Source organism: Nocardioides sp. Leaf374 (assembly GCF_916862475.1).
In the GTDB taxonomy this organism is placed as follows: domain Bacteria; phylum Actinomycetota; class Actinomycetes; order Propionibacteriales; family Nocardioidaceae; genus Nocardioides; species Nocardioides kribbensis.
Genome location: NZ_CAKASO010000013.1, coordinates 35,359 through 61,295, shown reverse-complemented (window position 1 = coordinate 61,295; position 25,937 = coordinate 35,359). Strand labels below are relative to the sequence as shown.

The 25,937-nt window shown below is 73.0% G+C and carries 25 protein-coding genes and 1 riboswitch; of the genes, 14 read left to right on the top strand and 11 right to left on the bottom strand.

Annotation, left to right across the window (positions count from 1 at the left end; all coding sequences use genetic code 11):
• The first annotated feature begins 129 nt into the window (after nucleotides 1-129).
• Entirely contained in the window at nucleotides 130-1,434 is a 1,305-nt protein-coding gene (locus tag LPA27_RS08510) for a sensor histidine kinase (RefSeq protein WP_228942170.1), read from the top strand.
• Nucleotides 1,435-1,563: 129 nt separating this feature from the next.
• On the opposite strand, the gene nadA is transcribed toward LPA27_RS08510, so the two are convergent.
• Together nadA and LPA27_RS08500 are read right to left on the bottom strand one after the other, a co-directional pair.
• Nucleotides 1,564-2,748, bottom strand: coding sequence for a quinolinate synthase NadA (nadA, locus tag LPA27_RS08505; protein WP_056904563.1), 1,185 nt, complete (start codon nucleotides 2,746-2,748; stop codon nucleotides 1,564-1,566).
• Between the two features lie 91 nt (nucleotides 2,749-2,839).
• A complete protein-coding gene (locus LPA27_RS08500; protein ID WP_228942169.1) occupies nucleotides 2,840-3,736 on the bottom strand; it encodes a GNAT family N-acetyltransferase in 897 nt (298 codons plus the stop codon).
• A gap of 53 nt (nucleotides 3,737-3,789) precedes the next feature.
• Between LPA27_RS08500 and LPA27_RS08495 the strand changes: the two genes are divergently transcribed.
• Both LPA27_RS08495 and erpA read left to right on the top strand, forming a co-directional pair.
• Nucleotides 3,790-4,875, top strand: a complete 1,086-nt coding sequence (locus LPA27_RS08495) for a glycerate kinase (RefSeq protein WP_228942168.1) — start codon at nucleotides 3,790-3,792, stop codon at nucleotides 4,873-4,875.
• A 112-nt stretch (nucleotides 4,876-4,987) separates the two neighbouring features.
• Nucleotides 4,988-5,350 carry an iron-sulfur cluster insertion protein ErpA gene (gene erpA / locus LPA27_RS08490; protein ID WP_056862443.1) on the top strand — a complete coding sequence of 121 codons (363 nt, stop codon included), beginning with the start codon at nucleotides 4,988-4,990 and terminating at the stop codon, nucleotides 5,348-5,350.
• A 529-nt stretch (nucleotides 5,351-5,879) separates the two neighbouring features.
• Here the strand turns inward: erpA and LPA27_RS08485 are convergent.
• Nucleotides 5,880-6,122 carry a hypothetical protein gene (locus tag LPA27_RS08485; protein ID WP_056862444.1) on the bottom strand — a complete coding sequence of 81 codons (243 nt, stop codon included), beginning with the start codon at nucleotides 6,120-6,122 and terminating at the stop codon, nucleotides 5,880-5,882.
• Between the two features lie 145 nt (nucleotides 6,123-6,267).
• On the opposite strand from LPA27_RS08485, the gene LPA27_RS08480 reads away from it, so the two are divergent.
• Nucleotides 6,268-7,209, top strand: coding sequence for a carbohydrate kinase family protein (locus LPA27_RS08480; protein ID WP_056862921.1), 942 nt, complete (start codon nucleotides 6,268-6,270; stop codon nucleotides 7,207-7,209).
• A gap of 33 nt (nucleotides 7,210-7,242) precedes the next feature.
• On the opposite strand, the gene LPA27_RS08475 is transcribed toward LPA27_RS08480, so the two are convergent.
• Nucleotides 7,243-7,554 (bottom strand): sulfurtransferase TusA family protein, encoded by a 312-nt coding sequence (locus LPA27_RS08475; protein ID WP_228942167.1) that lies wholly within the window; start codon nucleotides 7,552-7,554, stop codon nucleotides 7,243-7,245.
• A complete protein-coding gene (locus LPA27_RS08470) occupies nucleotides 7,551-8,702 on the bottom strand; it encodes a cysteine desulfurase family protein (protein ID WP_056862445.1) in 1,152 nt (383 codons plus the stop codon). The genes LPA27_RS08475 and LPA27_RS08470 overlap by 4 nt, the downstream gene beginning before the upstream one ends.
• Nucleotides 8,703-8,923: 221 nt before the next feature.
• Here LPA27_RS08470 and coxB point away from each other — a divergent pair, with 221 nt between their 5' ends.
• The 4 genes from coxB (at nucleotide 8,924) to LPA27_RS08450 (ending at nucleotide 13,305) form a co-directional block, all read left to right on the top strand.
• On the top strand, nucleotides 8,924-9,691 hold the full coding sequence (coxB, locus tag LPA27_RS08465) for a cytochrome c oxidase subunit II (protein ID WP_228942166.1): 768 nt from the start codon (nucleotides 8,924-8,926) through the stop codon (nucleotides 9,689-9,691).
• 56 nt (nucleotides 9,692-9,747) lie between these two features.
• Nucleotides 9,748-11,478, top strand: coding sequence for a cytochrome c oxidase subunit I (gene ctaD, locus LPA27_RS08460; RefSeq protein WP_374108185.1), 1,731 nt, complete (start codon nucleotides 9,748-9,750; stop codon nucleotides 11,476-11,478).
• Entirely contained in the window at nucleotides 11,475-11,891 is a 417-nt protein-coding gene (locus LPA27_RS08455) for a cytochrome c oxidase subunit 4 (RefSeq protein ID WP_056862448.1), read from the top strand. The genes ctaD and LPA27_RS08455 overlap by 4 nt, the downstream gene beginning before the upstream one ends.
• A 184-nt stretch (nucleotides 11,892-12,075) precedes the next feature.
• Nucleotides 12,076-13,305 (top strand): L,D-transpeptidase, encoded by a 1,230-nt coding sequence (locus LPA27_RS08450; protein ID WP_228942165.1) that lies wholly within the window; start codon nucleotides 12,076-12,078, stop codon nucleotides 13,303-13,305.
• 254 nt (nucleotides 13,306-13,559) lie between these two features.
• Here the strand turns inward: LPA27_RS08450 and LPA27_RS08445 are convergent, their stop codons facing one another.
• From LPA27_RS08445 to LPA27_RS08430, 4 genes are all read right to left on the bottom strand, one after another.
• Nucleotides 13,560-15,308, bottom strand: a complete 1,749-nt coding sequence (locus LPA27_RS08445) for a cytochrome b (protein WP_056862450.1) — start codon at nucleotides 15,306-15,308, stop codon at nucleotides 13,560-13,562.
• Nucleotides 15,305-16,453 (bottom strand): ubiquinol-cytochrome c reductase iron-sulfur subunit, encoded by a 1,149-nt coding sequence (locus LPA27_RS08440; RefSeq protein ID WP_056862451.1) that lies wholly within the window; start codon nucleotides 16,451-16,453, stop codon nucleotides 15,305-15,307. Before LPA27_RS08440 ends, LPA27_RS08445 begins: the two co-directional genes overlap by 4 nt.
• Nucleotides 16,450-17,253 (bottom strand): cytochrome c, encoded by an 804-nt coding sequence (locus LPA27_RS08435; RefSeq protein ID WP_056862923.1) that lies wholly within the window; start codon nucleotides 17,251-17,253, stop codon nucleotides 16,450-16,452. Before LPA27_RS08435 ends, LPA27_RS08440 begins: the two co-directional genes overlap by 4 nt.
• A 121-nt stretch (nucleotides 17,254-17,374) precedes the next feature.
• Nucleotides 17,375-17,980, bottom strand: a complete 606-nt coding sequence (locus LPA27_RS08430) for a cytochrome c oxidase subunit 3 (RefSeq protein WP_227489313.1) — start codon at nucleotides 17,978-17,980, stop codon at nucleotides 17,375-17,377.
• A gap of 106 nt (nucleotides 17,981-18,086) precedes the next feature.
• Between LPA27_RS08430 and LPA27_RS08425 the strand changes: the two genes are divergently transcribed.
• From LPA27_RS08425 to trpD, 3 genes are read left to right on the top strand one after another with little or no spacing between them, the layout of a single operon-like run.
• Nucleotides 18,087-19,121 carry a cytochrome c oxidase assembly protein gene (locus tag LPA27_RS08425; protein WP_228942163.1) on the top strand — a complete coding sequence of 345 codons (1,035 nt, stop codon included), beginning with the start codon at nucleotides 18,087-18,089 and terminating at the stop codon, nucleotides 19,119-19,121.
• A 10-nt stretch (nucleotides 19,122-19,131) separates the two neighbouring features.
• Nucleotides 19,132-19,542, top strand: coding sequence for a response regulator transcription factor (locus tag LPA27_RS08420; RefSeq protein WP_056862454.1), 411 nt, complete (start codon nucleotides 19,132-19,134; stop codon nucleotides 19,540-19,542).
• A 5-nt stretch (nucleotides 19,543-19,547) separates the two neighbouring features.
• The gene (trpD, locus tag LPA27_RS08415; RefSeq protein WP_056904557.1) at nucleotides 19,548-20,570 is read left to right on the top strand and encodes an anthranilate phosphoribosyltransferase; all 1,023 of its coding nucleotides are present in this window, start codon (nucleotides 19,548-19,550) and stop codon (nucleotides 20,568-20,570) included.
• A 16-nt stretch (nucleotides 20,571-20,586) separates the two neighbouring features.
• On the opposite strand, the gene LPA27_RS08410 is transcribed toward trpD, so the two are convergent.
• Both LPA27_RS08410 and LPA27_RS08405 read right to left on the bottom strand, forming a co-directional pair.
• Complete coding sequence (locus LPA27_RS08410) at nucleotides 20,587-20,865, bottom strand: Lrp/AsnC family transcriptional regulator (RefSeq protein WP_056862456.1); 279 nt, start codon at nucleotides 20,863-20,865, stop codon at nucleotides 20,587-20,589.
• Nucleotides 20,866-20,977: 112 nt separating this feature from the next.
• Nucleotides 20,978-22,759 carry a DEDD exonuclease domain-containing protein gene (locus LPA27_RS08405; RefSeq protein WP_228942162.1) on the bottom strand — a complete coding sequence of 594 codons (1,782 nt, stop codon included), beginning with the start codon at nucleotides 22,757-22,759 and terminating at the stop codon, nucleotides 20,978-20,980.
• Between the two features lie 178 nt (nucleotides 22,760-22,937).
• Between LPA27_RS08405 and LPA27_RS08400 the strand changes: the two genes are divergently transcribed.
• The 3 genes from LPA27_RS08400 (at nucleotide 22,938) to LPA27_RS08390 (ending at nucleotide 25,931) form a co-directional block, all read left to right on the top strand.
• Nucleotides 22,938-24,236 (top strand): NYN domain-containing protein, encoded by a 1,299-nt coding sequence (locus LPA27_RS08400; protein WP_228942161.1) that lies wholly within the window; start codon nucleotides 22,938-22,940, stop codon nucleotides 24,234-24,236.
• A gap of 128 nt (nucleotides 24,237-24,364) precedes the next feature.
• Nucleotides 24,365-24,571, top strand: a complete 207-nt coding sequence (locus LPA27_RS08395) for a hypothetical protein (RefSeq protein ID WP_193664864.1) — start codon at nucleotides 24,365-24,367, stop codon at nucleotides 24,569-24,571.
• Nucleotides 24,572-24,753: 182 nt separating this feature from the next.
• Nucleotides 24,754-24,920, top strand: a riboswitch (cyclic di-AMP (ydaO/yuaA leader).
• Between the two features lie 12 nt (nucleotides 24,921-24,932).
• Nucleotides 24,933-25,931, top strand: coding sequence for a C40 family peptidase (locus tag LPA27_RS08390; RefSeq protein WP_056904554.1), 999 nt, complete (start codon nucleotides 24,933-24,935; stop codon nucleotides 25,929-25,931).
• Nucleotides 25,932-25,937 lie beyond the last annotated feature (6 nt).

Here is a 25,937-nt window from a genome sequence, read left to right as displayed (position 1 = left end):
CCCCGCGGCCCCGACCCGGCCGTACGCCGCACACGCGTGCTCCCAGGCACTAGGGTCTGCCCCAGGACCCATCCACCGCGCCCACGTCCCCCCGCGGGGGCCGCGGTCTCACCCCCCCCCAGGAGCGTCGTGTCCCTCTCGGAGCAGTCCCGGCCCCACCCCGCGCCGCCGGTGGCGCCGGACGGCGACGGCTCGGCCCTCGACCGCCAGCGCGTGGTGGAGATCGACCGCTACCAGGTGCTCGTCGACCCGCCGCGCGACGACCTGGTCGCCCTGGTCGAGGTGGCCGCCCAGGTCGCCGACGTGCCGATGGCCACCATCAACCTCATCTCCGACACCTCCCAGCACCAGATCGCCACCAAGGGCTTCGACGCCTCGGTGTGCAGCCGCGAGGACTCGATGTGCGCCGCGGTCCTCCACGAGGACGAGCCGGTCATCGTGGCCGACGCCTCCCAGGACGAGCGCTTCAGGGACAACCCGTTCGTCACCGGGGTGCTCGGCGACGTGCGCTTCTACGCCACCCACCAGCTGACCACCCCGGGCGGGGTGGTCATCGGCACGCTGTGCGTCTTCGACACGGTGCCGCGCGAGCTGTCGTCAGCCCAGGAGGGCGCGTTGACCAAGCTCGCGGACCGTGTGGTCGACCTCCTGGAGCTCGAGCTGCGCAGCCGTGAGCTCGCGGCCTCCGTCGTCGAGCTCGAGCAGGCCCGGGTCGAGCTGGAGCGCTCCAACCAGCAGCTGGCCGCCTTCGCCGGCCAGGTCAGCCACGACCTGCGCAACCCGCTGACCGCCGTCGCCATGTCGCTGAGCATGATCGAGGAGGAGGTCGACCCGGAGTCCGACGACCTCCAGTTCCTCGTGCGCCGGGCCCGCGGCGGCGCGACGCGCATGCAGTCGATGATCGACGACCTGCTTGCCTTCGCGCGCGTGGGGGCCGAGCTGACACGGGAGCCGGTGGACCTCGACGAGGTCGCCGCCGAGGTCCACGAGGACCTCGAGACCGCGCTGGTCGGCGCCGAGCTGACCATCGACCCGCTGCCCACCGTGCCGGGCGACCACGTGCAGCTGCGCGCCGTCCTGCAGAACCTCGTGGCCAACGCCGCGAAGTTCACCCGGCCCGGGCAGCCGGCCCGCATCGAGGTCTGCGCCCGACCCACCGTGGTGGTCGGCCCCGGGGTGGGCGACCCGCTCGACCCCGAGGCGGGCCAGGGCGTCGACGGCTGGCGCGTGGAGGTCGTCGACCACGGCATCGGCATCCCCGCCGAGCAGCGCGACCGCGTCTTCGAGCCCCTGGCCCGCGTCGCGACCGAGGTGCCGGGCTTCGGCATCGGCCTCGCCACGGTGCGCCGCATCGTCGAGGCCCACGGCGGCGACGTCGGTGTCACGGAGACCGCTGGCGGCGGGGCCACCGTCTGGTTCGCCCTCCCGCTCTGACCTGCCGCTCCGACCTGCCGCTCCGACCTGCCGCTCCGACCCGTCGCTCCGACCGGCCGCCCGGACCTGCCGACCCGTCGGCCCGGCCCGCGGCCAGGACCGCGGGGCGGCCCCGGCGTACGGGCCGGGTCAGTCCTTGGCGGTGCGCCCGGGCAGGGCGAGCATCCGCTCGAGCGCCACGAGCGCCCACTTCTCGGTCTCGGGGTCGACCTCGATGCGGTTGACCACGGTGCCCGCGACGAGCGACTCCATGGCCCACACGAAGTGGGGCAGGTCGATGCGGTTCATCGTGGAGCAGTAGCACACGGTCTTGTCGAGGAACGTGATGCGCTTGTCGGGGTGGGCGGCGGCCAGCCGCTTGACGAGGTTGAGCTCGGTGCCGATGGCCCAGCTCGAGCCTGCCGGTGCGGCCTCGATGGTCGTGATGATGAACTCGGTGGAGCCCACCAGGTCGGCCTTCAGCACGACCTCGTGGGTGCACTCGGGGTGCACGAGGATCTGCACGTCGGGGATCGTGGCGCGCAGCTGGTCGACGACCTCGGCGGAGAAGCGGCCGTGCACCGAGCAGTGGCCCTTCCACAGGATCATGGTCGCGTCGGAGAGCTGCTCGGGGCTCAGGCCGCCGTCGGGGCGGTGGGGGTCGTAGACGACGCAGTCGTCGAGGCCCAGGCCCATCTGCAGCACGGCGGTGTTGCGGCCGAGGTGCTGGTCGGGCAGGAACAGGACCTTCGCACCGCCGGCGACGCCGCCCTTCTGCTCGAAGGCCCACTCGAGGGCGACCTCGGCGTTGCTCGAGGTGCACACGACCCCACCGTGGCGACCGCAGAAGGCCTTGATGTCGGCCGAGGAGTTCATGTAGGTCACCGGCACGACCGAGTCGGCGACGCCGGCGGCCTCGAGGGCGGCCCACGCGGCCTCGACCTGGGTCAGGCGCGCCATGTCGGCCATGGAGCAGCCGGCGGCGAGGTCGGGGAGGATGACCTGCTGGTCGGGGCCGGTGAGGATGTCGGCCGACTCGGCCATGAAGTGCACGCCGCAGAAGACGATGTACTCCGCGTCGGGGCGGGCCGCGGCGTCGCGGGCCAGCTTGAAGGAGTCGCCGGTGACGTCGGCGAAGGCGATGACCTCGTCGCGCTGGTAGTGGTGGCCGAGCACGAAGACCTTGTCGCCCAGCGCCTCCTTCGCCGCCCGGGCGCGTGCGACCAGGTCGGGGTCGGAGGCCGGGGGGAGGTCGCCCGGGCACTCGACGCCGCGCTCGGCGGACAGGTCGGTGCCGCGGCCCAGCGGCAGCAGCGGGAGGTCGACGGTCGTCATGCCCCGATCGTATTCCTGCCACCCGCGCGCCGGCGCATCCCCTGCGCGGCGCTGGACGCCCCGCGGCGTGCCCCGGCCCCGCCCGGCGGCCTCAGAGCAGGGCGCCGTTGTGCACGTACGGCGCGGGCGGGGCCATGCCGCGCACCGCCAGGTGGCCCTGCGTGTCGAGCGCGAGCCGCAGCCCGAGGGCCACGTCGACGGCCCAGGCGTTGAGGCTCGTGACGTGGCCGACCTGCACCGAGGAGCCCCCGCGGTCCTCCACCCGGGCCAGGCACTCCACCAGCAGGTCGCGGGCGGTGGCCTCGTCTCGAGCGGCGAGCAGGGCGGGGCCCGCGGGTCCGGCGTAGGCGTAGCCGGAGCGGTCGCCGGCCACGACCAGCGGCGCCATCTCCGAGAGGGAGACGTGGTCGGGCCCGTGCGGTCCGCCGCGCAGCGCGCGGTCGAGGTCGTCCATCCAGGTGCGGTCGGCCGCGGTGCCCTCCCGCAGCCCCCTCACCGACGGCAGCAGGGACCGGTCGAGGCGCCCGTGGAGCAGCAGCTGGGGGTGCAGGCTGAAGCCCGCCGCCCAGTAGCGCCGCAGTGCCCCCTGGTCCTCCGAGGCCGACAGGATCGCGCGGTCGCACCCGGCTCCGTGCGCCTCGGCGCGGGCGAGCAGGGCCGCACCGACGCCGCGACCCTGCGCTCCCGGGCGCACCGCGAAGGTGACCAGCACCCACAGCCGCTCCCGCCTCACCGAGGTGGCGAACCCCACCAGCCCCGCGGCGTCCTCGGCCACCCAGCAGCCGCCCGGGTCGGTGTCGAGGAAGCGTGCGGTGCGGGTGACCCATCGTGCGACCCGCTCGGGCCCACGGCGGCCCGGCTCGGGCCGACCGGGCCTCCGGGTGGCGGTGTCGACGGCCTCGAAGGCCGCGCCGCTGAGCGCCTCGGCCGCCGCCACGTCACCGTGCTCCATCGGCCTCAGCACCCAGCCGTCCACGTCTGCGCCCATGACCGGGACCCTAGGTCCCCGGGCCGCCCGGCGCAGGGTGTGAGGATGGTCGCATGCGCATCCTCGTGGCTCCCGACAAGTTCGCCGGCACGCTCTCCGCGGTCGAGGCCGCCGAGGCGGTCGCGCTCGGCTGGCGCCGGCAGGCGCCCGACGACGAGGTCGACCTGGCGCCCATGTCCGACGGCGGCCCCGGCTTCATCGACGTCCTCCACGCCGCGCGGGGCGGCGAGCTGCTGGCGGTGACCGTCACCGGCCCGACCGGTGCGCCCACGCCGGCCACGGTGCTGGTGCTCGACGGCACGGCGTACGTCGAGACCGCGCAGGCCTGCGGACTGCACCTCACCGGCGCCTCCGGGGCCGAGGGCGCCACCACGCGCGGGGTGGGGGAGCTGCTCGAGGCCGCGCTGGGCACCGGTGTCCGGACCGTGGTCCTCGGCCTGGGCGGCAGCGGCACCAACGACGGGGGAGCCGGCCTGCTCGCCGCCCTGGGGGCCACCGCCGACGTCGCCCTCGACGCCGGGCCCGCGGGTCTGGCCGGCGTCACCCAGGTCGACCTGTCCGCGGCCCGCGAGCGGGTCGGCGACGTGCGGCTGGTCGCCGCCTCCGACGTCGACAACCCGCTGACCGGCCTCTTCGGGGCCACCAAGGTCTTCGGTCCGCAGAAGGGCGTCGGCGAGGACCGGCTGCCGGTCCTCGACGGCTGGCTCGAGGAGTGGGCGGGGGCCACCGACCGGCGCACGTCGCTGGAGAAGGGCGCCGGGGCCGCCGGGGGCCTCGGTCACGCGCTGCTGCTGCTCGGGGCGACCCGGGAGCCCGGCATCGCCCTCGTCGTCGACGCCGTGGGGCTCGCCGAGCGGGCCCGCGCCGCCGACCTCGTGCTCACCGGCGAGGGCGCCTTCGACTTCTCCAGCCGCGCGGGCAAGGTGCCCTCCGGGGTGGCCGACGTCGCGCAGCAGGCGCTGCGGCCCTGCGTCGCGCTGGCCGGGCAGGTGCTGGTCGGCTCGCGCGAGATGCGGGCCCTCGGCGTGGAGTCGGCGTACTCGCTGGTCGACCTGGTGGGCGAGGAGCGCGCCTTCGCCGACCCCGCCGGGGCCCTGGCGGAGCTCGCCGAGCGGGTCGCCCGCACCTGGTCGCGCTGAGGTGCCGACCGGCGGGGGAATAGCCGCAGGTGTGCGACCATTGAGGAGAACGTAGACGTCGCTCCTCCCCGGGGCGACACCCTCGCACCCTCGACGATCGGGAGCCACAGACATGACCGAGCAGGTGGAGACCACCACGGAGCGCCGCACCGACAGCATCAACCTCAGCCCGGTGGCGGCTGCGAAGGTGAACAGCCTCCTCGAGCAGGAGGGCCGCGACGACCTCGCGCTGCGCATCTCCGTGCAGCCCGGTGGCTGCTCGGGCCTGCGCTACCAGCTGTTCTTCGACGAGCGCAGCCTCGACGGCGACGTCGTCACCGACTTCGACGGCGTGTCCGTCGTGGTCGACCGGATGAGCGTGCCCTACCTCAACGGCGCGATGATCGACTTCGTCGACAGCATCGAGAAGCAGGGCTTCACCATCGACAACCCCAACGCGACGGGCTCGTGCGCCTGCGGCGACTCCTTCCACTGAGCCGCACCGCGGCAGCAGACGCGCCGGACGGCCCCTGAGGCCGCCACCGGCTGCGGGACGACGAACGCCCCCGACCTCTGGTCGGGGGCGTTCGTCGTCGGACCAGCCCCGGTCAGGCCCCGGGCCCGTGGTCGTGGTCTCCGTCGTGGGGCCCGTCGAGGCGGGCAGCCCTGAGCGAGACGGCGCCCGACAGGCCACCGCACCGCCGACCGCCCCCGGACCCGAGGGACGGTCCCGGGCGCTCGACGTCGGCCCGTCGGGCCGGCTGAATGCGGGCTCCAGGGCCGTCGGACCCCAGTCGTAGGGCCGGTGGTGCCGCTCGGCCGCGCGACGTGGCGGCATACGGCAGGTCGACGGACCGCCGGCGTGTCGTTCGCCGCCACTCCGGCCCGGGCCGCCGTCGCAGCACCCGCACCGGCCGCTGCCGACGGGCGGGCCCGACCCGCAGGCGGCCCACCGCCGGAGGTCCGACGGCACCGCCGGCGGGCGGACCCGGTCCGACGACGGGGCCGGACGAGCCGTCCGCAGGTCAGTCGAGGTGCAGGTGCAGCGCGTTGGCCAGCCGCTGCGCGGCCTCGGAGATCGCGATCTCGCGCTTGGGGAGATCGGTGGGGTAGCGGTCGTAGGTGAGGCCCGGGGCGGGGGTGCCGACCCGGTCGAGGGCGTCGGCCAGGCCCAGGTTGCGGCCGACCTCGACACAGTCGCGGCGCATGTCGACGGGGCTGGCGAGGTCGGCGTGGGCGAGCCGGTCGGTGCGGGCGTCAGCAGTCATGCGTGCGACGCTAGGGGCTACCAACGGGTACTCCCAGGAGTACCCGCGGGTAGTGTTCGCCGACGTGCCTCCCACCTCTGCCGACGCCCCCGTCGACGCTCCCGCCGCGCTCCTCATCGCCGGCTCGATCGCCACCGACCACCTGATGGGCTTCGGCGGCCGGTTCGCCGACTCGCTGGTCGTGGACCAGCTCGACAAGCTCTCGGTGTCCTTCCTGGTCGACGACCTCGAGATCCGTCGCGGGGGAGTGGCGGCCAACATGAGCTTCGGCCTGGGCCGCCTCGGCCTGCGCCCGGTGCTGGTCGGAGCGGCCGGCGAGGACTTCGCGGGCTACCGCTCCTGGCTGGAGCGCCACGGCGTCGACTGCGACCACGTGCGCATCTCCGAGAGCAAGCACACCGCCCGCTTCGTCTGCACCACCGACACGACCGGCGCCCAGTTCGCGTCGTTCTACCCCGGCGCGATGAGCGAGGCCCGCCTGCTGGAGCTCGCCCCGATCGTGGCGAAGGTCGGCGCCCCGGCCTACGTCCTCATCGGCGCCGACGACCCCGACGGGATGCTGCGCCACACCGAGGAGTGCCGTCAGCGGGGCTACCCCTTCATCGCCGACCCCAGCCAGCAGCTGGCCTTCGCCGAGGGGGCGGTCATCCGCGACCTCATCGACGGCGCGACCATCCTGTTCTCCAACGAGTACGAGTCGGCGATGATCGAGCAGAAGACCGGCTGGTCGGGCGCCGAGGTGCTCGACCGCGTCGGCACCCAGGTCACCACGCTGGGCGCCGAGGGCGTGCGGATCCTGCGGGCGGGCGAGGAGCCGATCGAGCTCCACGCGGCCCGTGGCGTGACCGCCGTCGAGCCCACGGGGGTCGGCGACGCCTTCCGTGCGGGCTACCTCGCCGCCGCGGCCTGGGGGCTCGGCCTCGAGCGCTCCGCGCAGGTCGGCTGCGTGCTCGCGGCCTACGTCGTCGAGACCGTCGGCACCCAGGAGTACTCCTTCACCTCCGAGCAGTTCCTGGGCCGCCTCGAGGACTCCTACGGCGCGGAGGCGGCCGCCGACGTCGCTCCGCACGTGGCCCGCCTGGCCTGAGGTGCCGGCGGGCCCGCCCGCCGTCGGCCGGGCTCAGGCCCGGCGCACCCGCAGCCGCACCGCGCCGTCGCCGAGGTCGTCGGCGCCGACGTAGTGGTGCCCGCGCATGCGGCACCACGCCGGCACGTCGACGCGGGCCGCGACGTCGGTGGCGACCACCGCGACCACCTCGCCGGGCGCCACGTCGCCGACGTGCCGGGCCAGCTCGATGACCGGCGCGGGGCACACCATGCCGCGGCAGTCGAGCTCGAGGGCGACCGCGGTCGGGTCCTGGCCCGCCACCTGGCCCGCCACCTGGGCCGGCACCTGGCCGGGCGCCTCGTCCGGGTCGGCGCCCCGGGTCACAGGCCGACCTCGGCCCGCAGGTCGGCGACGACCTCGGGCAGCGCGCTCACGAAGCGCTCGACCTCGTCCTCGGTGGTCGCGGCGGTCAGCGACACCCGGACGTTGCCGTGGGTCAGGGCGCCCATCGCGGCCAGCACGTGGCTGGGCTCGAGGGTCGAGGCGGTGCAGGCCGAGCCGCTGGCCACCCCGAAGCCCCGTCGGTCGAGCGCGGTGACCAGCGCCTCGCCGTCGAGGTAGAGGCAGGAGAACGTCACCAGGTGGGCCAGCCGGTCCTCGGGGTCGCCGACGACCTCGGTGTCGGGCACCGCCGCCGCGGCAGCCCGGATGCGGTCGACGAGCCGGCGCTGCCGCGCATCGACCTCGACCCTCTCGGCGACCACGGCGCGCAGTGCGGCGGCAGCGGCCAGCGCCGCCGGCACGTTCTCGAAGCCGGAGGTGCGCTCGTCGACGCGGTCGTCGGCGGGGAAGGGGCTGACCCAGCCCGTGCCGTGGCGCACCAGCAGCACGCCCACGCCCGCGGGACCGCCCCACAGGTGGGCCGAGGCGGCGGCGACGTCCCAGCCGGGCGGCAGGTCCTCGCGACCGGCCGAGGCCCGGGCGTCGACGAAGACGGGCACGTCGCTGCCGCCCGCGCGCAGGGCCGCGACGAGACCGGTCACGGGCTGGCGGGTGCCGACCTCGTGGTTGGCCGACTGCAGCGCCACCAGCGCGGTCCCGGGCGCCGAGGCCGCCGCGGCGAGCGAGGCCGGGTCGGCACGGCCGAGCCGGTCGACCTCGAGGGTCTCGGCGCTCGCGCCGGCCCACTCCAGGGCGTGCAGGACGGCGGAGTGCTCGACCCTCGGCAGCACGACCCGGTCGCCACTGCGGGCGCGGGCCCGCAGCAGGCCCAGCAGCCCGCGGTGCACCGCGTCGGTGCCCGAGGCGGTGAAGCTGACCTCGTCGGCACGGACCCCGAGACACTCGGCCACCACGGCGCGGGCGTTGTCGAGCAGCAGTCGGGCGTCGCGGGCGGGCCCGTGCAGGCGGCGCGGGTCGGCGTAGCCCCGCTCGAGCGCGGCGAGCACGACCTCGCGCGCGGCAGGATGGAGCGGCTCGCCGGACGCGGCGTCGAGGTAGGTCGCGGCCGGTCGCGGCGCGGAGTCGGTCACGGTGGCAACCGTAGGCCACCCTGCTCCCCCCGTGAGGGGGCGGTGAAGTACTCTGAGAACTACCCAAGATGGCTTGAGAGGAAGGCTCTTTCGTGAGTCTGTGGCTTCCCCAGCGCTCAGCTGTGAGTCGAGGCGGTGCACGCCGCCTCGGCCTGTCTGCCGCGCTCGGCCTCGGCGTGCTGCTGATGTCCGGTTGTTCCTCGGAGGCGCGGCGTCTGGCGATGCCCGAGCCCGTCACCGAGCAGGGTGAGCACACCCTCGACCTGTGGCAGGGCGCGTGGATCGCGGCCCTCGTCACCGGCGTCGTGGTGTGGGGGCTCATCTTCTGGGTCGTGGTGCGCTACCGCCGGCGCAGCGACGACGAGATCCCCGTGCAGACGCGCTACAACCTGCCGCTGGAGATCTTCTACACCGTCGCGCCGATCATGATGGTGATCGTGTTCTTCGCCCAGACCGTGCGTGTGCAGAACATCGTCCTCGACGAGGACACCCCGCCCGACCAGACCATCGGCGTCGTGGGCTTCCAGTGGTCGTGGGCGTTCAACTACGCCCTCGACGACGAGAACGGCGACGGCGTCTCCGAGACCGACCGCTACGTGTGGGAGGCCGGCACCGCCGGCTACATCCCGACGCTCTACGTGCCGGAGGGCTCCACCACGCGCTTCGAGCTCAGCTCGCCCGACGTCATCCACGACTTCGGTGTGCCGGGCTTCCTGATCAAGATGGACGTCATCCCCGGTCGCGACAACTCCTTCCAGGTGACGCCCAAGCGCCTCGGCGAGTTCGCCGGCAAGTGCTACGAGCTCTGCGGCACCTACCACTCGCGGATGCTCTTCAACGTCCAGGTGGTCCCGCAGGAGGAGTACGACGCCTACCTGCAGACCCTGGTCGACGCCGGTCGTGAGACCGACGCACCCATCACCGGCGGCGAGTTCGTCCGGACGCAGGCCGGAGCCCCCACCGACGAGACCGAGGGAGCAGCAGAGTGACCGCCACCGCAGCACAGCCGACCACGTCGGCGCCGCAGGGCCAGCCGCGCAAGCAGCTGGGCCAGCAGCTGGTCACGATCATGACCACGACCGATCACAAGCTGATCGGCAAGCTGTACCTCATCACGTCGTTCGCGTGGTTCCTGATCGGTGGCGTCATGGCGCTGCTGATCCGCTCCGAGCTGGCCTACCCCGGCCAGCAGGTCGTCAACGACGAGCTCTACAACCAGCTCTTCACCATGCACGGCACGATCATGCTGCTGCTCTTCGCGACCCCGCTGTTCTTCGGCTTCGCCAACGTGATCATGCCGCTGCAGATCGGTGCGCCCGACGTGGCGTTCCCGCGTCTGAACATGTTCAGCTACTGGCTGTTCCTCTTCGGCAGCCTCATCACCGCCTCCGGGTTCCTGACGCCCTCGGGCGCCGCCTCCTTCGGCTGGTTCGCCTACACCCCGCTCTCCGACGCGGTCCGCTCGCCCGGCGTGGGTGGCGACCTGTGGATCATGGGTCTGTGGATGGCCGGTCTCGGCACGATCCTCGGTGCGGTCAACTTCATCACCACGATCATCTGCATGCGCGCTCCGGGCATGACGATGTTCCGGATGCCGCTGTTCGTCTGGAACACCCTGATCACCAGCCTGCTGGTGCTCATCGCCTTCCCGGTGCTCGCCGGCGCGCTCCTCTCCCTCGAGGCCGACCGGCAGCTGGGTGCCCACGTCTTCGACACCGCCCACGGCGGCGCGATCCTGTGGCAGCACCTGTTCTGGTTCTTCGGCCACCCCGAGGTCTACATCATCGCGCTGCCGTTCTTCGGCATCGTGACCGAGATCCTGCCGGTCTTCAGCCGCAAGCCGCTCTTCGGCTACGTCGGCCTGGTCGGCGCCACGCTCGGCATCGCGATCCTCTCGGTGGCGGTGTGGGCGCACCACATGTTCGTGACCGGCGCGGTCGACCTGCCGTTCTTCTCCGGCATGACCTTCCTCATCGCCGTGCCGACCGGGGTGAAGTTCTTCAACTGGATCGGCACGATGTGGGGCGGCTCGCTGTCCTTCGACACCCCGATGCTGTGGTCGATCGGCTTCCTGACGACCTTCCTCTTCGGTGGTCTCACCGGCATCATCCTGGCCAGCCCGCCGCTCGACTTCCACGTCTCCGACTCCTACTTCGTGGTCGCGCACTTCCACTACGTCGTCTTCGGCACCGTCGTGTTCGCGATGTTCGCCGGCTTCTACTACTGGTGGCCCAAGATGACCGGCCGCATGCTCGACGAGCGGCTCGGCAAGCTCCACTTCTGGATCCTCTTCGTGGGCTTCCACCTCACCTTCCTCGTGCAGCACTGGCTCGGTGTCGAGGGCATGCCCCGTCGCTACGCCGACTACCTCCCCGAGGACGGCTTCACGACGCTGAACCAGATCTCGACCGTAGGCGCCTTCCTGCTCAGCGCCTCGATGATCCCCTTCTTCTACAACGTCTACGTCTCCCGCAACGCCCCGCTCGTCGAGACCGATGACCCGTGGGGCTGGGGCCGGTCGCTGGAGTGGGCCACCTCGTGCCCGCCGCCGCGCCACAACTTCGTGACGCTGCCGCGGATCCGCTCAGAGTCGCCCGCCTTCGACCTACACCACCCGGAGATCGCGGCGATGGAGATGGAGCAGAACGCCGCCGCCGCCGACAGCGGCTCGTTCGCCGACGCACCCGACATGGAGGGCCGTGCCGACCTGCTGCGAGAGCGGCGCGGTCAGACCGGCACCGACGACCACGGCACCGACGGAGGTACCCAGCGATGAAGGCCGAGGCCTGGATCTTCGCGATCTGCACGATCTTCCTGGTGCTGGTCACCCCGGCCTACTGGTTCATCACCGAGGCCGGCAGCACCGGTGGCGACTGGACGGGCACCTCGGCGCTCACCATGACCACCCTGCTGACCCTCATGGTCACCATCTACCTCGGCTTCCACGCCAAGAAGATGGACGACCGGCCCGAGGACCGCAAGGACGGCGAGATCGCCGACGGCGCCGGCGAGCTGGGCTTCTTCCCGCCGTACTCGTGGTGGCCGCTGTGGGCCGCGCTGACCCTGGGCGTGATGGTGTTCGCGATCGCCATGGGCGCGTGGTGGCTCTTCATCATCGGCACCGTGCTCGGCGCCGTGGCCACCTGCGGCCTGATCTTCGAGTTCTACCGCGGGGAGCACGCCCACTGAGGCAGGCCCCGTCGTGAGGTCCCGCACGGACCGCACCGCGCAGTGACCGACTCCGCACGCCGTCCGGCGTGCGGAGTCGGTCTTTTTACTCTCTGCGCGGTTACCCTGGAGGAGCGGCCCTGCTGGGCCGACGCCACCACCTGTCCCGGGGGACCCGGGACGTCGTCCTCCTGGAGTCGCCCGCATGTCGCTCAGCCTGCCCCGTCGCGCCCGCCGGTCGAGCGCGGCCGTCATGACCTCCCTGGCCCTGGCGGCCTGTGTGGGCCTGAGCGCCTGCGACGCGGGACAGACCGACGCGGGCGCCGGCAGCGACACCGCGCCGGGACGGTCGGGCACCGACGAGACCTCGCAGGCGGCCCCCGCCTCGGTCTCGGCCAACGTGCGCAAGGCCGCCCAGGACGTGTCGGTCGACACCCTCGTCGCCGTGACCGTCGCCCACGCCGAGCTCGACTCGGTGAAGGTGACCTCCCCGGCCGGGCCGGTCGCCGGCGCCATGGCCGACGACGCCTCGTCCTGGAAGGCCTCCGAGCGGCTGGAGCCCGGCACCCCCTACACCGTCACCACGCTCGCCCACGACGGGGCGGGGGAGCCGGTCCGCGACGTCACGCGCTTCACGACCGCGGACCTCACCCTCGACCAGCAGACGTTCCCCTCCGTCGCACCGCTCGACGGCGAGACCGTCGGCGTCGGCATGCCCGTCGTGGTGACCTTCGACCTGCCCGTGACCGACCGTGCAGCCATCGAGCGGGCGATGTCGGTGACGGCGACCCCCGCGCAGCCGGGCACGTGGCACTGGCTCAGCGACTCCGAGGTCCACTACCGGCCGAAGACCTACTGGAAGGCCGGCACGCAGGTCAGCGTCGACGTCGACGTCAACGGCGTCGACGCCGGCGGCGGCATCTACGGCCAGGAGGACCGCGACATCGACTTCACGGTCGGTGACGCCCACGTCTACAAGGTCGACGCCAGGACCCACCAGATGCAGGTCTTCAGCAACGGCGAGCTGCTGCGCACCATCCCGATCACCACGGGCAAGGCCGGGTTCACCACCCGGTCGGGCACGAAGGTGATCATGGAGAAGTTCGAGAGCCGCCGCATGAACTCCGAGACCGTCGGCATCGCCGCGGGCAGTGCGGAGGCCTACGACATCGCCGACGTCCAGTACGCCATGCGGTTGACCTACTCGGGGGAGTTCATCCACGCCGCCCCGTGGTCGGTGTCGTCCCAGGGCTCGGCCAACGTCAGCCACGGCTGCACGGGCATGAGCACCGAGAACGCCGCCTGGCTCTACGCCATGACGCTGCGCGGCGACGTCGTCGAGTACACCGGCACCGACCGCCCGATGACGCTCGACAACGGCTACGGCGACTGGAACGCCTCCTACGCCGACTACCGGGCCGCCTCCGCCCTCTGAGGCCGCTCTGGGGCACCCCGGGCGCCCTCTCCGATGTTCCCGTGGTGCTTCGCGGATGACTCACGCCACACCCACCCTCTGAGGCCGGTGCCGCCCCGCTGGGCGTCGTCAGAGGCGTCCGCGGGGTCGCTCGCGCACGAGGGTGGGCGCCTGGCTCCACGCGCGTGCGGCGGGCGCGGCGGGGGAGGGGAGCGGGAACGACGAAGGCCCCGGACCGATCGGTCCGGGGCCTTCGTCGTGGTGGTGCGGGTGGATCAGTGGTCGCCGCGGAGCGTCTCGCCCTCGACGGAGTGGTGACCGTCGAACTGGTGACCGTCGGCGGAGCGACCCTCCATCGCACCCTGGAGCTGGTGCTCGTGCTCCGCGTGGTGGTGGGCCTCCTCGAGCTCGGCCGCCGTCGGCTTCTGCACGTTGTCGGCGTACCACAGCGTGGAGAGCCGTCCGCGCAGCTTGGCCAGGCGACCGCCGGGGGCGGGCACACCGTTGGCGTCGGTCTGCGCCTCGGGGTCGTAGACCTCCTCGCGGGAGCGGGCGGTGAGGGTGTAGGCCGCGCTCTCCGAGATGGGCAGGTGACGCTCGCTGTAGCCGCCCTCGGGGGAGCGCATGATGATGCCGGTCTCGTAGCCGTGCAGGAGCTTCTGCTCGTCGTGACGCTGCAGCGAGATGCACCAGCGACGCGTGATGAAGAAGGCCAGCACCGGACCGACGAAGACCGCCACCCGCATGAAGTAGCTGATCTGGTTGATGCTCAGGTTCAGCTTGATCGCGATGATGTCGTTGCCGCCCGCGGCCCACATGAGGCCGTAGAAGGTCATCAGCGCCACCATGATCGCGGTGCGCGTCGGGGCGTTGCGCGGGCGCTCCAGCAGGTGGTGGTCCCGCTTGTCGCCGGTGATCCACGACTCGATGAAGGGCAGCATCAGCAGGATCGTGAACATCAGGCCCGGCAGCACGATGATCGGGAGGAACACGTTCCACGCGATCGTGTAGCCGAAGATGTGCGACTCGATGCCCGGCATGATGCGCAGCGCTCCGTCGGGCCAGCCCATGTACCAGTCGGGCTGGGAGCCCGCGGTCACCTTCGTCGGGTCGTAGGGGCCGTACTTCCACACCGGGTTGATGGTCAGCAGGCCGCCCATCATGGCGCAGACGCCGAACACGATGAAGAAGAAGCCGCCGGCCTTCGCGGCGTAGACCGGGAGCATCGGGAAGCCGACGACGTTCTCCTCGGTGCGTCCGGGACCGGGCCACTGCGTGTGCTTGTGGTAGACGAGCAGCAGCATGTGGGCCGCGATCAGGGCCAGCAGCAGACCGGGGATGAGCAGCACGTGGATGGTGTAGAGCCGCGGGATGATCGACTCACCCGGGAACTCGCCGCCGAAGAGGAAGAACGACAGGTAGGTACCGACCACCGGGATGGACTTCATGAAGCCGTCCGCGGCCCGGATGCCGGTGCCGGAGAGCAGGTCGTCGGGCAGCGAGTAGCCGGTGAAGCCCTCGAGCGTGCCCAGGAGCAGCAGCAGCGAGCCGATGACCCAGTTGAGCTCGCGGGGCTTGCGGAACGCACCCGTGAAGTAGACGCGCAGCAGGTGGATCATCATCGACGCGATGAAGAGCATCGCGGCCCAGTGGTGCATCTGGCGCATCAGCAGGCCGCCGCGCACGTCGAAGGAGATGTGCAGCGTGGAGGCCAGGGCCTCCGACATCGCGATCCCGCGCAGCTGGTTGTAGGAGCCCTCGTAGTGGACCTCGCCCATGCTCGGGACGTACCAGAGCGTCAGGAAGACACCACTGAGGAGGAGGACCACGAAGCTCCACAGGGCGATCTCGCCCAGCATGAAGGACCAGTGGTCGGGGAAGACCTTGCGCAGGTTCTTCTTCGCGAGCGTGCCGAGGCCGAGGCGCTCGTCCGCCCAGTTCGCGACGGCGCCGGCCCGGTTGGGCTTGGCCGTCGCCGCGGCGCCGGAGGTGGTCGTCGCGACCTTGCTGGTGTCGATGCTCATAGGTCAGCCTCGCCTTGATCGCCGATGTCTTCGTGGGATCGCTCCCAGTAGCTGGGCCCGACGGGCTCAGTGAAGTCGCTCTGCGCCACCAGGTAGCCCTCGTCGTCGACCATGATCGGCAGCTGCGGCAGGTGCCGGGCGGCCGGGCCGAAGATGACGCGGCCGGAGTCGGCCAGGTCGAAGGTGGACTGGTGGCAGGGGCACAGCAGGTGGTGCGTGGTGCGCTCGTTCAGCGAGATCGGGCACCCGACGTGGGTGCAGATCTTGGAGTAGCAGGTGATGCCGTCGACGGTCCAGTTGTCCCGGCCCTCGCCAGGGATGATCTCGTCGGGGTCCATGCGGAGCAGGATGACCGCGGCCTTCGACTTCGCGACGTTGAGCTCGACGCCCTCGATCTCGGGGTAGCCGTTCTCCTCGGTCGGGAAGATCGCCTCGGGCTCGGCGTTGACGAGGTCACCGATCTCCAGGTCGGAGGCACGGATCGGGGTGCCGACGACGTCGCGCACGATGCGCATGCCGGGCGCCCAGATGGTGCGCTCGAGGCCACCGCTCTCGGGGTCGGCGGCGGCCGCCTGGCTCGGGGTGGGGCCGAGGTCGCGCAGCAGCACGATGGCCGGCGCGCCCAGGAGGCCGACGGCGCCGAGCAGCGAGTTGCGCACGAGGGGGCGCCGGGCGATGCCCGACTCCTCGAGGCCGTCGTTGAGGGCCTTGAGGGTGACCTCGCGGTCCTCGTCGGAGGAGCGGGCGGGGTGGCGCATCTCGACCATCTCGTGGTCGGCCATGAGCTTGCGGGCCCACTGGATGATGCCGATCCCGATCAGCAGGAGCGCGCCGCCCAGCGTGGTGCCGAGCACCACGGTCGAGGCGCCGTAGTTGAGCACCGTGTCGTGGTTGTCGCCGATGCCGAGGGCGATGTAGCCGACGACGAAGAGCACGGTGCACACGGCCGACAGGCCGAACAGCACCGCGACCTGGCGCTCGGCGCGCTTCTCGGCCTTGGGGTCGACGTCGGTGGGACGCCAGGTGTGCTCCGGGAGCCCGGGGTTGGCCAGCGGCTCCTCGGGCGGGAGCGCGGGGAGGTGGTGGCCGTCGGAACTCTGCTCGAGTCCGGCGCCGCCTCCCTGGGAGTCGTGCGTCGTGGTCACGCGCTCACCTTCTTCTTGCTCGAGCGGGTCGTGTGGGCTGCGATCCAGATGGCGAAGCCGACCAGGGCGCCGATGCCGACGACCCAGGCGAAGAGGCCCTCGGCCACGGGGCCAAGGCCGCCGAGGCCGAAGCCGCCGTACTGCGGGGACTCCTCGAGCGAGCCGAGGTAGGCGATGACGTCGCGCTTCTCGTCAGGGGTGATGTTGCCGTTGGAGAAGCTGTCCATCGCCTGCGGGCCGGTCAGCATGGCCTCGTAGATGTACTTCGGCTCGACGCCCCGCAGGGTGGGGGCGTAGCCGCCGCGGGGCATGGCCCCGCCGGCGCCCTCGAAGTTGTGGCAGGCGGTGCAGTTGGTGAGGAAGATCTGGCCACCGCGGACGATGGCGGCCTCCTGCTCCTCGGCGGTGAGGCCCTCGAGGCTGTAGTCGCTCTCGTCGGGGATGCCCGGGCCGGGAGCGAGGGAGGCGACGTAGGCCGCCAGCTGGGCGGTCTCCTCGTCGCTGTAGGACTCCGGCTTGCGGGGGGCCTGCTGGCCTGGCTGGGCCATCGGCATCCGCCCGGTGCCGACCTGGAAGTCGACCGCCGCGGCGCCGACGCCCACGAGGCTCGGGCCGATCTGGTCGCCGTTGACGGTGTACTGGCCCTCGCCGTTCTGCCCGTGGCAGAAGGCGCAGCCGATGAGGAACAGCTCGCGGCCGGCCTCGACGTCGGCGGCCTGCGTGTCGGTGCTCTCCGCCTGGGCCGGCGCGAAGGCGGCGTACATGCTGCCGGTGAGCAGCAGACCCACGACCAGCATCATCAGGCCCGCGAGGCGGCCACGACGGTGCCGGGAGAGTCGTCCGGCGGAGCGGTTCAGGAAGCGCACAGTAGATCCTCTGTCGTCTGTTGAGAAAACTCTACATCTGTTGTGTAGGAATCGGTCACTTCACCAGGTAGATCGTGGCGAACAGACCGATCCAGACCACGTCGACGAAGTGCCAGTAGTAGGAGACGACGATCGCGCTGACCGCCTGCTCGTGGGTGAACCGCCTGGCCAGGTAGGTGCGACCGAGGACGAGGAGGAACGCGATCAGGCCGCCGGTCACGTGGATCCCGTGGAAGCCGGTGGTGAGGTAGAACATCGAGCCGTACGCCGAGTCCTGGATGGTGATGCCCTCCTGGACCAGGTTGGCGTACTCCACCGCCTGCCCGCCGACGAAGATCGCGCCCATCACGTAGGTGAGGAAGAACCACTCGCGCAGACCCCACTTGCGGAACTGGAGCAGGGAGCCGGCACGGCCCACCTGGCCCCGCTCCGCGGCGAAGACGCCGAGCTGGCAGGTCAGCGAGGAGAGGACCAGGATCGTGGTGTTCACCGAGGCGAACGGCACGTCGAGGACCGCCGTGTTCTCGGCCCACAGTTCCGGGCTCACCGCGCGGATCGTGAAGTACGACGCGAACAGGGCCGCGAAGAACATCAGCTCGCTCGAAAGCCAGATGATTGTCCCGACGCTGACCATGCTCGGTCGGTCATGGTGCCCGTGCAGACGGGATGCAGGGATAGTTGCTGCTGTCGCCACCTGAGCATTATGTCCTGAGCCCGGGCTGAGGCCACCCCGACCCCCTCATGAGAGTCGTCCTATCGTGGAGCGCGTGGATCCTGCCGCGCTGTCGTCGCTCCTGCCCGCCTCCACCGGAGGTCTTCCGGCGGTGTCCGCGGGCACGGCCTGGACCTCCGACCTGACCCTGCCGCCCTTCGACCTCGGCGCCTTCTTCAGCCAGTGGTCGCTGGCCCCGGTGCCCACGATCGGCACCGTGTGGGTCGTCGGGCTCTACCTGCTCGGCGTGCGCGCGATGCACCGCCGGGGGGACCACTGGCCGGTCGGCCGGACCGTCTCCTTCGTGGTGCTCGGCATGGGCACCTTCTACGTCGCGACGGCCTCGGGGCTGGCGGCCTACGACACCACGCTGCTGAGCGTGCACATGGTGCAGCACATGGCGCTGTCGATGCTCGTGCCGCTGGCGCTCGCCCTGGGGGCGCCGGTCACGCTCGCGCTGCGCACGCTCCCCGCGACCCCCCGCCGCTGGCTCCTCGCCGTGCTCCACTCGCGGGTCGGGCGGGTGCTGTCCTTCCCCCCGCTCACCTTCACGCTCTACATCGTCTCGCCGTGGGCGCTGTACTTCTCCGGGTGGTACCGCGCCTCGCTGGAGTCGGTGTGGGTCCACGAGATGATGCACGTGCACCTGGTGATGGTCGGCGCCCTCTTCTTCTGGCCCCTCATGGGCATCGACCCGGTGCCGGGACGGGTGGGCTACCCCTTCCGGGTCCTGCTCACGGTGCTGACGCTGCCCTTCCACGCCTTCCTCGGAGTCACGATCATGGGCCAGGAGACCCTGCTCGGCGGCGACTGGTACCCCCGGCTCTCCGAGGGCCCGATGGGCGCCTGGCTCCCCGACCCGATGGACGACCAGCACCTCGCGGGCGGGATCCTGTGGGGCACCGGCGACCTCATCGCCCTGGTCTTCTTCGGCGTGCTCTTCACCCAGTGGGTGCGCTCGTCGATGAAGGAGGCCACGCGCGAGGACCGTCGCCTCGACCTGATGGAGGCACGCGAGGCCCGCTCGGCGGCCGTCGCCGGCGCGGGGAGCGCCGCCACCCCGCCGCCCGGCCGCGATCCCGAGAGGTAGCATCGCGCCCGTGACCAGCCCGAAGACCGCCCTGAAGGTGCTCGTCTACAGCGACGACGTGCACACGCGCCAGCAGGTGATCCTGGCCCTCGGCCGGCGCCCCCACCCCGACCTCCCCGAGCTGGAGTACGTCGAGGTCGCCACCGAGCCGGTCGTCGTGCAGCACATGGACTCCGGGCTGATCGACCTCGCGGTGCTCGACGGCGAGGCCGTGCCCGCCGGCGGCATGGGAATCGCCAAGCAGCTCAAGGACGAGATCTACCACTGCCCGCCCGTGATCGTGCTCACCGGCCGCCCGCAGGACGCGTGGCTGGCCACCTGGTCACGGGCCGAGGCGGCCGTGCCCCACCCGATCGACCCCCTCCAGCTCGCCGAGACCGTCGTCACGCTGCTGCGCGACCGCGCGCCCGCGGCGACCTGAGCGCCGTGGTCACCTGGCCCGACGTCCTCGGCGACCTCGTCGCGCGCCGCGACCTGAGCGCGGAGCAGACCGCGTGGGCGATGGCGGAGATCCTCGAGGGCAACGCCACGCCGGTGCAGATCGCGGGCTTCGCCGTGGCGCTGCGCGCCAAGGGCGAGACGATCGAGGAGATGCTCGGCCTCGTCGAGGCGATGAGCGCGCGCGCCACCCCCATCTCGGTCGAGGGTCGCCTGCTCGACATCGTCGGCACCGGCGGCGACCGCTCGATGTCGGTCAACATCTCCACGATGTCGGCGATCGTCGCCGCGGGCGCCGGCGCCCGCGTGGTCAAGCACGGCAACCGCTCGGCCTCCTCCAAGTCCGGCTCCGCCGACGTGCTGGAGGCGCTCGGGGTGCGCCTCGACCTCTCCGCCGCTCGGGTGGCGGAGCTGGCCGGCAGCGTCGGCATCACCTTCTGCTTCTCGGCCGCCTTCCACCCGGCCATGCGTCACGCCGCCGTGGCCCGTCGCGAGCTGGGCGTCGGCACCACCTTCAACTTCCTCGGCCCCCTCACCAACCCCACGCGCCCCGCGGCCCAGGCCGTCGGGTGCGCCGACGCCGCCGTCGCGCCGGTCATGGCTGGCGTGTTCGCCGCCCGCGGGGTCGACGCCTGGGTGTTCCGCGGTGACGACGGCCTCGACGAGCTCACCACCACCACCACGTCCTCGCTGTGGGTGGTGCACGCCGGGGAGGTCACCCGCACCTCGGTCGACCCGCGGGCCCACGGTCTCGCGGCGGCGACGACCGCCGACCTCGCGGGGGGCGATCCCGCCTACAACGCCGAGGTGGTGCGGCGGCTGCTCGCCGGTGAGCGCGGGCCGGTGCGCGACGCCGTGCTGCTCAACGCCGGCGCCGCCCTCGCGGTGCACGCAGCGCCGGGGGAGCCCGTCGACGAGGCCCTGGCCGCCGGCATCGCGCGTGCCGCCGAGGCCGTCGACACCGGGGCCGCCCAGGACCTGCTCGCCCGCTGGGTGGCCGCCTCCGCCTGAGGGGCCCGACCGCGGCTCAGTCGAGGCCGAGGGAGAACGCCGACTCCAGGTCGTGGCGGGAGTAGGCCCGGAAGGCGATGTGGGTCTCCGTGGACTGCACGCCCGGGACCTTGTTGAGCCGGTCGGCCACCACCGCGGCGACCTCGTCGTGGTGGCGCACCCGGATGAGCGCGATCAGGTCGATCTGACCGGTGACGGAGTAGACCTCCGAGACGCCCTCGAGAGCGGCGATGCCCTCGGCGACCTCGGGGATCCGGGCCACGTCGGCCTTGACGAAGACGATCGCAGTCAGCATGCGGGCCAGCCTAGACCCGGCGGGCCGCGAGCCCGCGCGACCGGACCCGGGCCGGGGTGGGGGCGCCGGGGTCGGGGCGCCGGGGTGGGCGGGGCCGTGGGCCGGGGTGGGCTCAGCGCGCCGGGCGGTGCACGGGCGCGAGGTCGCGGCGGTCCTCGAAGGGCACGAGGGTGCGGCGCGACTCGGCGACCGCGTCGTGGACGGCCAGGTGGCGGGTCGCCCCGGCCACCGGGCAGACCCACTCGCCCTCGACGTCGACCAGGCGCACGCCGGGGGACTCCAGCCACCGCAGGATCTTCTCGCTCTCCTCGGCGGTGGCCGCGGGCACCGGCCCCGGCGCGGCGGCCACGGTCTCGGCGCTCGCGCGCAGCTCCGCGACGTACTGGTGGGCGTCGGCGCCGGTGGGGATCACCCCGGCGGCGGCCAGGCGCCCCCGGCGCACGACGTGCACCGCCCAGCGGCCGTCGTCCTCGCGGCGGCAGGCCACCAGCTCGGGGCAGCCACTGAGCGCGGAGAGGCGCTGGGTGCGTGACGCGGCGCGCACGAAGGCGGCCAGGCGGTCGCGGTGCACCCCTGCCTCCTCGAACCGGTCGTCGGAGGCCAGCGCCTCCATGCGGTGGTTGATCGACTCCACGACCTCGTCGGGGCGGCGCAGCAGGGTGTCGCTGAGCCGGCGCACCATCGCGGCGTAGGTCTGCTCGTCGACGCTGCCGTCGCAGGGGGAGAGGCAGCGGCCCATCTCGGCCAGTACGCAGGCGCTGCGGGAGGGGCGCCGCGGCAGGCGGCCCGAGCACTGGCGCACCGGGAAGGTGTCGTGCAGCGCGGCGAGGGCCTTGTCGGCGGCGCGGCGCGAGCCGAAGGGGCCGAGGTAGTCGGCGTCGTCGTCGAGCACCCGGGTCACCAGCGACAGCCGCGGCCAGGTCTCGCGGGTGAGCTTGACGAAGTGCACCTTGCGCGAGTTGCGCGAGCGGCGGTTGTAGCGCGGCTCGTGCTCGGCGATGAGCCGCAGCTCGCGCACCTGGGCCTCCAGCGGCGTCGCGCACTCGATGCCGGTGACCGTGGCGGCCAGCCCGACCATCTCGCCCATGCGCGAGCGGGTCTCGGAGGCCGTGAAGTACGACCGGACGCGGGTGCGCAGGTCCTGCGAGGTGCCGACGTAGAGCACCCGCGAGCGGTCGTCGCGGAAGAGGTAGACCCCCGGGGCGTGGGGGAGGCCCTCGGCGAGGTGGCGCTTCTTGCGCTGGGCGGTGCTCACCCGGGCCGAGAAGGTCTGCAGCTCCTCCAGGGTGTGCACGCCGAGGCCCCCCAGCCGCTCCATGAGGCCGTGCAGCACGTCGACGGTGGCGCGGGCGTCGGACAGGGCGCGGTGGTTGGGGGTCGTGGTGGCGCCGAAGAGGGCCGCCAGCGAGGAGAGCTTGCAGTTGGGAGCGTCGTCGCGGGTGATGACGCGGCGGGCCAGCCGCGCGGTGTCGAGCACCTCGAAGCGCGGCCACGGCCGCTGCTGCTGCTCGGCGAAGTGCTTGAGGAAGCCGACGTCGAAGGGGGCGTTGTGGGCGACGAGCACGCAGCCCGCGGCGAACTCCAGGAAGGCCGGGAGCGCCGACTCGATCGGCGGTGCGCCCGCGACCATGCCGTTGGTGATGCCGGTGAGCACGGCGATGAACGGCGGGATCTCGCCGCGGGGGTCGACCAGGGTCTGGAACTCGCCGAGGACCTCGCCGCCACGGACCTTGACCGCGCCGATCTCGGTGATCATCGAGCCACCCGCGGCCGAGCCCCCGGTGGTCTCGAGGTCGACCACGCAGAAGGTCAAGTCGCGCAGGGGGCGCCCGAGCTCGTCGAAGCTGCGCTGGGCCTCCCAGGGCGAGGGCGCCTCTCGCGTGCTGCTGCTCATGGTGGGCGACGCTAGAGCGGCGCACCGACAGTCCGGTGGCGACGCGCGGCATAGGCTGGCGGTCCGCAGGGGCGCGGTCCGGGTCGTGCCCCGGGTGCCGTGGGCCCACCGCGCGGTGCCCGCCCCGAGCCGCCCGTCCCGACCCGCCCGACCCGACTTCCCCGCGAGGTGCCCCTCCATGTCCGACCCGGCCGCCCCCTCCGACCTCGGGGACCTCCCCGAGCCGGTGCGCGCCCGGGTGGTGGCGCTGAGCGCCGAGGTGCTGCCCGACGTGGCCGCGCTCCCGCCGTCGCTGCGACGGGTCGCGGCCTTCACGCCGTCCCGGCGCGCGCGCCTCGGTGCGACCGCCCTCGCCGCAGCGCTGGGCGACGAGCGCCTGCGCGAGCGGGTGGCGGTGCAGGTCGCCGCTCGACGGTCGTCGACCCTCGCCGACCTGGCGCGGCTGGACGACCCGGTCGAGGCGGCCGCGCTGGCCTGGCTGGTGCGCCCCGACGGCTGGCAGGAGCCGGTCGCCGCCGCGGTCGACCTGACCGCGGCCCGGGCCGCACAGCAGGAGGCCGAGCAGGAGTCGCGGTGGCGACGCCGCGCCGAGGCGGCCGAGCAGGCCCTGCGCGAGCAACGCGCCCTGCACCGCCAGCAGGTCGAGGACTACAAGGCCGAGGTGGCGGGCCTGCGGCGCCGGCTGGCCGAGGCGCGCCGCGGCGACCAGGCGGTCGACGACGCGGTCCTCGACGGGCTCCGAGGCGAGCTCGACGAGCAGACCCGGGCCCGCCGGGCCGCCGAGGACGCACTGGCGGCCGAGCGGAGCGGCGTACGACGGCTGCAGGCGCAGGTCGAGCGGCTCGAGGCGACCAGCCGCACCGAGCGCCGCGCGGCCCGCAGCGAGCGCGACGAGGTCAGCCTGCGCGCCCGTCTGCTGCTCGACTCGGTCATCGACGCCGCCGCGGGGCTGCGCCGCGAGCTGGCCCTGCCGCCGGTGAGCGGCAGCCCGGCCGACCGGGTCGAGGCCGAGGTGGCGGCGGAGCGCGGACCCCGCGCCCCCGGCGGCGTCGCCGACACCGTGAGCCCGGCGGTGCTCGAGCAGCTGCTCGCCCTGCCCCACGGACGGCTGCTCGTCGACGGCTACAACGTCAGCAAGGGCGTGTGGGGCGGCTCGTCGCTCGAGGCCCAGCGGATCCGGCTGCTGGCCGCCCTGGCGCCGCTGGTCGCGCGCACGGGGGCCGAGACCACGGTGGTCTTCGACGCCGCCGACTCCGAGCACCGGCCCCCCGTCAGCCCGCCCCGCGGGGTCAAGGTGCTCTTCAGCCCGCCCGGGGTGATCGCCGACGACGTGCTGCGCGACCTCGTGGCGGCCGAGCCCGCCGGCCGCACGGTGCTCGTGGTCACCGACGACCGCAGCCTGCGCGCCGACGTCACCCGCTCCGGAGCGCGCGTCGTCGGCGTCCACGCCCTCGCGGGACTGCTGGGCCGGGTCTGACGCCGGGGCCGACGCCGGGGCCGACCCACCGCCCACCGACCTGCCGGTCCACGGACCCGGCCCCTGCGACACGCGCTCCCGCCCGGTGCGGCGCAGGACTGTCGGTGGCGCCTGCGAACGTCTCGCCCATGACGACGAGAATCGACTGCGACAGCTGCGTGGTCCGGGGCCTGGCCTGCCACGACTGCGTGGTCACCGTGCTGCTCGGGCCGCCGCCCGAGCTGACCTTCGACGACGACGAGGCGGCCGCGCTCGAGGCGCTCGCCGCCGGCGGCCTGGTGCCGCCGCTGCGGCTGGTGCGGGCGGTCGACACCCCGGGCGCCGAGTCCGCGTGACGCGGACCCCCGCGCCGGGTGTGACTCCTGTGGTCACTGGGACCCGAGGGGCTGACGGGGGTAAAGATTGCGTGAAGGCGCCCGACGCGCCGGGGCGATCCGGCGGGCGGGTTTTGTCCGCCGGGGTGAGGCGACTAACCTCGCGTGCTCAGGTGCCCGTGGCAGTGGACCATCCGGTTCGCGCGGGCACCACGCTGAGTCCGACGCCGCCTGGCGGCGCCGGAGCCGGGGAACCAACTCTTCTGGGGTGAATCTCCCGCGAGGCGCACCCACCGGTGCGAGGAGCGGGCGTAGGGCGAGTCGTGCCCGAATCCGTCAGCTCACCCGGTAGGCGTACGACAGCAAGGGAGACCGTCCGCTCGTGCAGCACGGCCGGAAACGACTCAGCACCGCCCTCGTCGGACTCACCCTCGTGGGTGCGATCGGGCTCATCCCCACCTCGCCGGCCCAGGCCGAGCCCGACATCGACGACGTCGAGGCACGCGTCGACCGTCTCTACCACGAGGCCGAGCAGGCCTCGGAGCGCTTCAACGACGCCCGCATCGAGCTGGCCGACCTGCAGAAGGACCTGGCGGCGCTCAACGCCGACGAGGACCGCCAGGACGCCCGACTCGACGCCGTGCGCGAGCAGGTCCGCGACTCCGTCGTGCGCCAGTACGAGGGCGAGAGCATCTCCGCCGTCGGCCAGGTCGTCGTCTCCGACGACCCCAGCGCCTTCCTGGCCCAGATGACCACGATGTCGTCCTTCGACTCCGTGCAGGACGAGCTCTTCGACAGCTACACCCTCGAGACCAAGGCCCTCGACATCCGGGCGCAGGCCGTCGCGCAGCGCGCCGCCGACGTCGCGGAGACCAAGGAGCAGCTCGCCGAGGAGAAGGCGACCATCGACGACAAGCTCGCCGAGGCCGAGTCGCTGCTCGACCGCCTCGAGACCGAGGCCCGCGAGGCCGTCGTCTCGCGCGACAGCTCGGCCCGCACGGCCGCGCCCGCGCCGACCAGCGTGCCGGCCTCGGGCCGCGCCGCCGCCGCGGTGCAGTACGCCCTCGCCCAGGTCGGCGACGCCTACGTCTACGGCGCCGCCGGTCCGTCGGCCTTCGACTGCTCGGGCCTCACCATGATGGCCTGGGCCCAGGCGGGCGTCTCCCTGCCGCACAGCTCGAGCGCCCAGTTCTCCTCCGGCCCGCAGGTCAGCTCCAGCGACCTCCAGCCCGGCGACCTGGTCTTCTACTACAGCCCGATCAGCCACGTGGGCATGTACATCGGCAACGGCATGATCGTGCACGCCGCCAACCCCGGCAGCGGTGTCACCACCGCCCCGGTGATGTCGATGCCCTACGTCGGCGCCGTCCGCCCGGGCTGAGCCCTG

Excerpts from the sequence above, each read along its gene's own strand:
- nadA (WP_056904563.1), bottom strand. The coding sequence starts at position 2,748 with ATGACGACCGTCGACCTCCCGCTGCTGCCGCTGGGCCGCGGCACCGAC.
- LPA27_RS08500 (WP_228942169.1), bottom strand. The coding sequence starts at position 3,736 with ATGGGCGCAGACGTGGACGGCTGGGTGCTGAGGCCGATGGAGCACGGT.
- LPA27_RS08495 (WP_228942168.1), top strand. The coding sequence starts at position 3,790 with ATGCGCATCCTCGTGGCTCCCGACAAGTTCGCCGGCACGCTCTCCGCG.
- erpA (WP_056862443.1), top strand. The coding sequence starts at position 4,988 with ATGACCGAGCAGGTGGAGACCACCACGGAGCGCCGCACCGACAGCATC.
- LPA27_RS08485 (WP_056862444.1), bottom strand. The coding sequence starts at position 6,122 with ATGACTGCTGACGCCCGCACCGACCGGCTCGCCCACGCCGACCTCGCC.
- LPA27_RS08480 (WP_056862921.1), top strand. The coding sequence starts at position 6,268 with ATGGGCTTCGGCGGCCGGTTCGCCGACTCGCTGGTCGTGGACCAGCTC.
- coxB (WP_228942166.1), top strand. The coding sequence starts at position 8,924 with ATGCCCGAGCCCGTCACCGAGCAGGGTGAGCACACCCTCGACCTGTGG.
- LPA27_RS08455 (WP_056862448.1), top strand. The coding sequence starts at position 11,475 with ATGAAGGCCGAGGCCTGGATCTTCGCGATCTGCACGATCTTCCTGGTG.
- LPA27_RS08450 (WP_228942165.1), top strand. The coding sequence starts at position 12,076 with ATGTCGCTCAGCCTGCCCCGTCGCGCCCGCCGGTCGAGCGCGGCCGTC.
- LPA27_RS08445 (WP_056862450.1), bottom strand. The coding sequence starts at position 15,308 with ATGAGCATCGACACCAGCAAGGTCGCGACGACCACCTCCGGCGCCGCG.
- LPA27_RS08435 (WP_056862923.1), bottom strand. The coding sequence starts at position 17,253 with ATGATGCTGGTCGTGGGTCTGCTGCTCACCGGCAGCATGTACGCCGCC.
- LPA27_RS08410 (WP_056862456.1), bottom strand. The coding sequence starts at position 20,865 with ATGCTGACTGCGATCGTCTTCGTCAAGGCCGACGTGGCCCGGATCCCC.
- LPA27_RS08405 (WP_228942162.1), bottom strand. The coding sequence starts at position 22,759 with ATGAGCAGCAGCACGCGAGAGGCGCCCTCGCCCTGGGAGGCCCAGCGC.
- LPA27_RS08400 (WP_228942161.1), top strand. The coding sequence starts at position 22,938 with ATGTCCGACCCGGCCGCCCCCTCCGACCTCGGGGACCTCCCCGAGCCG.
- LPA27_RS08395 (WP_193664864.1), top strand. The coding sequence starts at position 24,365 with ATGACGACGAGAATCGACTGCGACAGCTGCGTGGTCCGGGGCCTGGCC.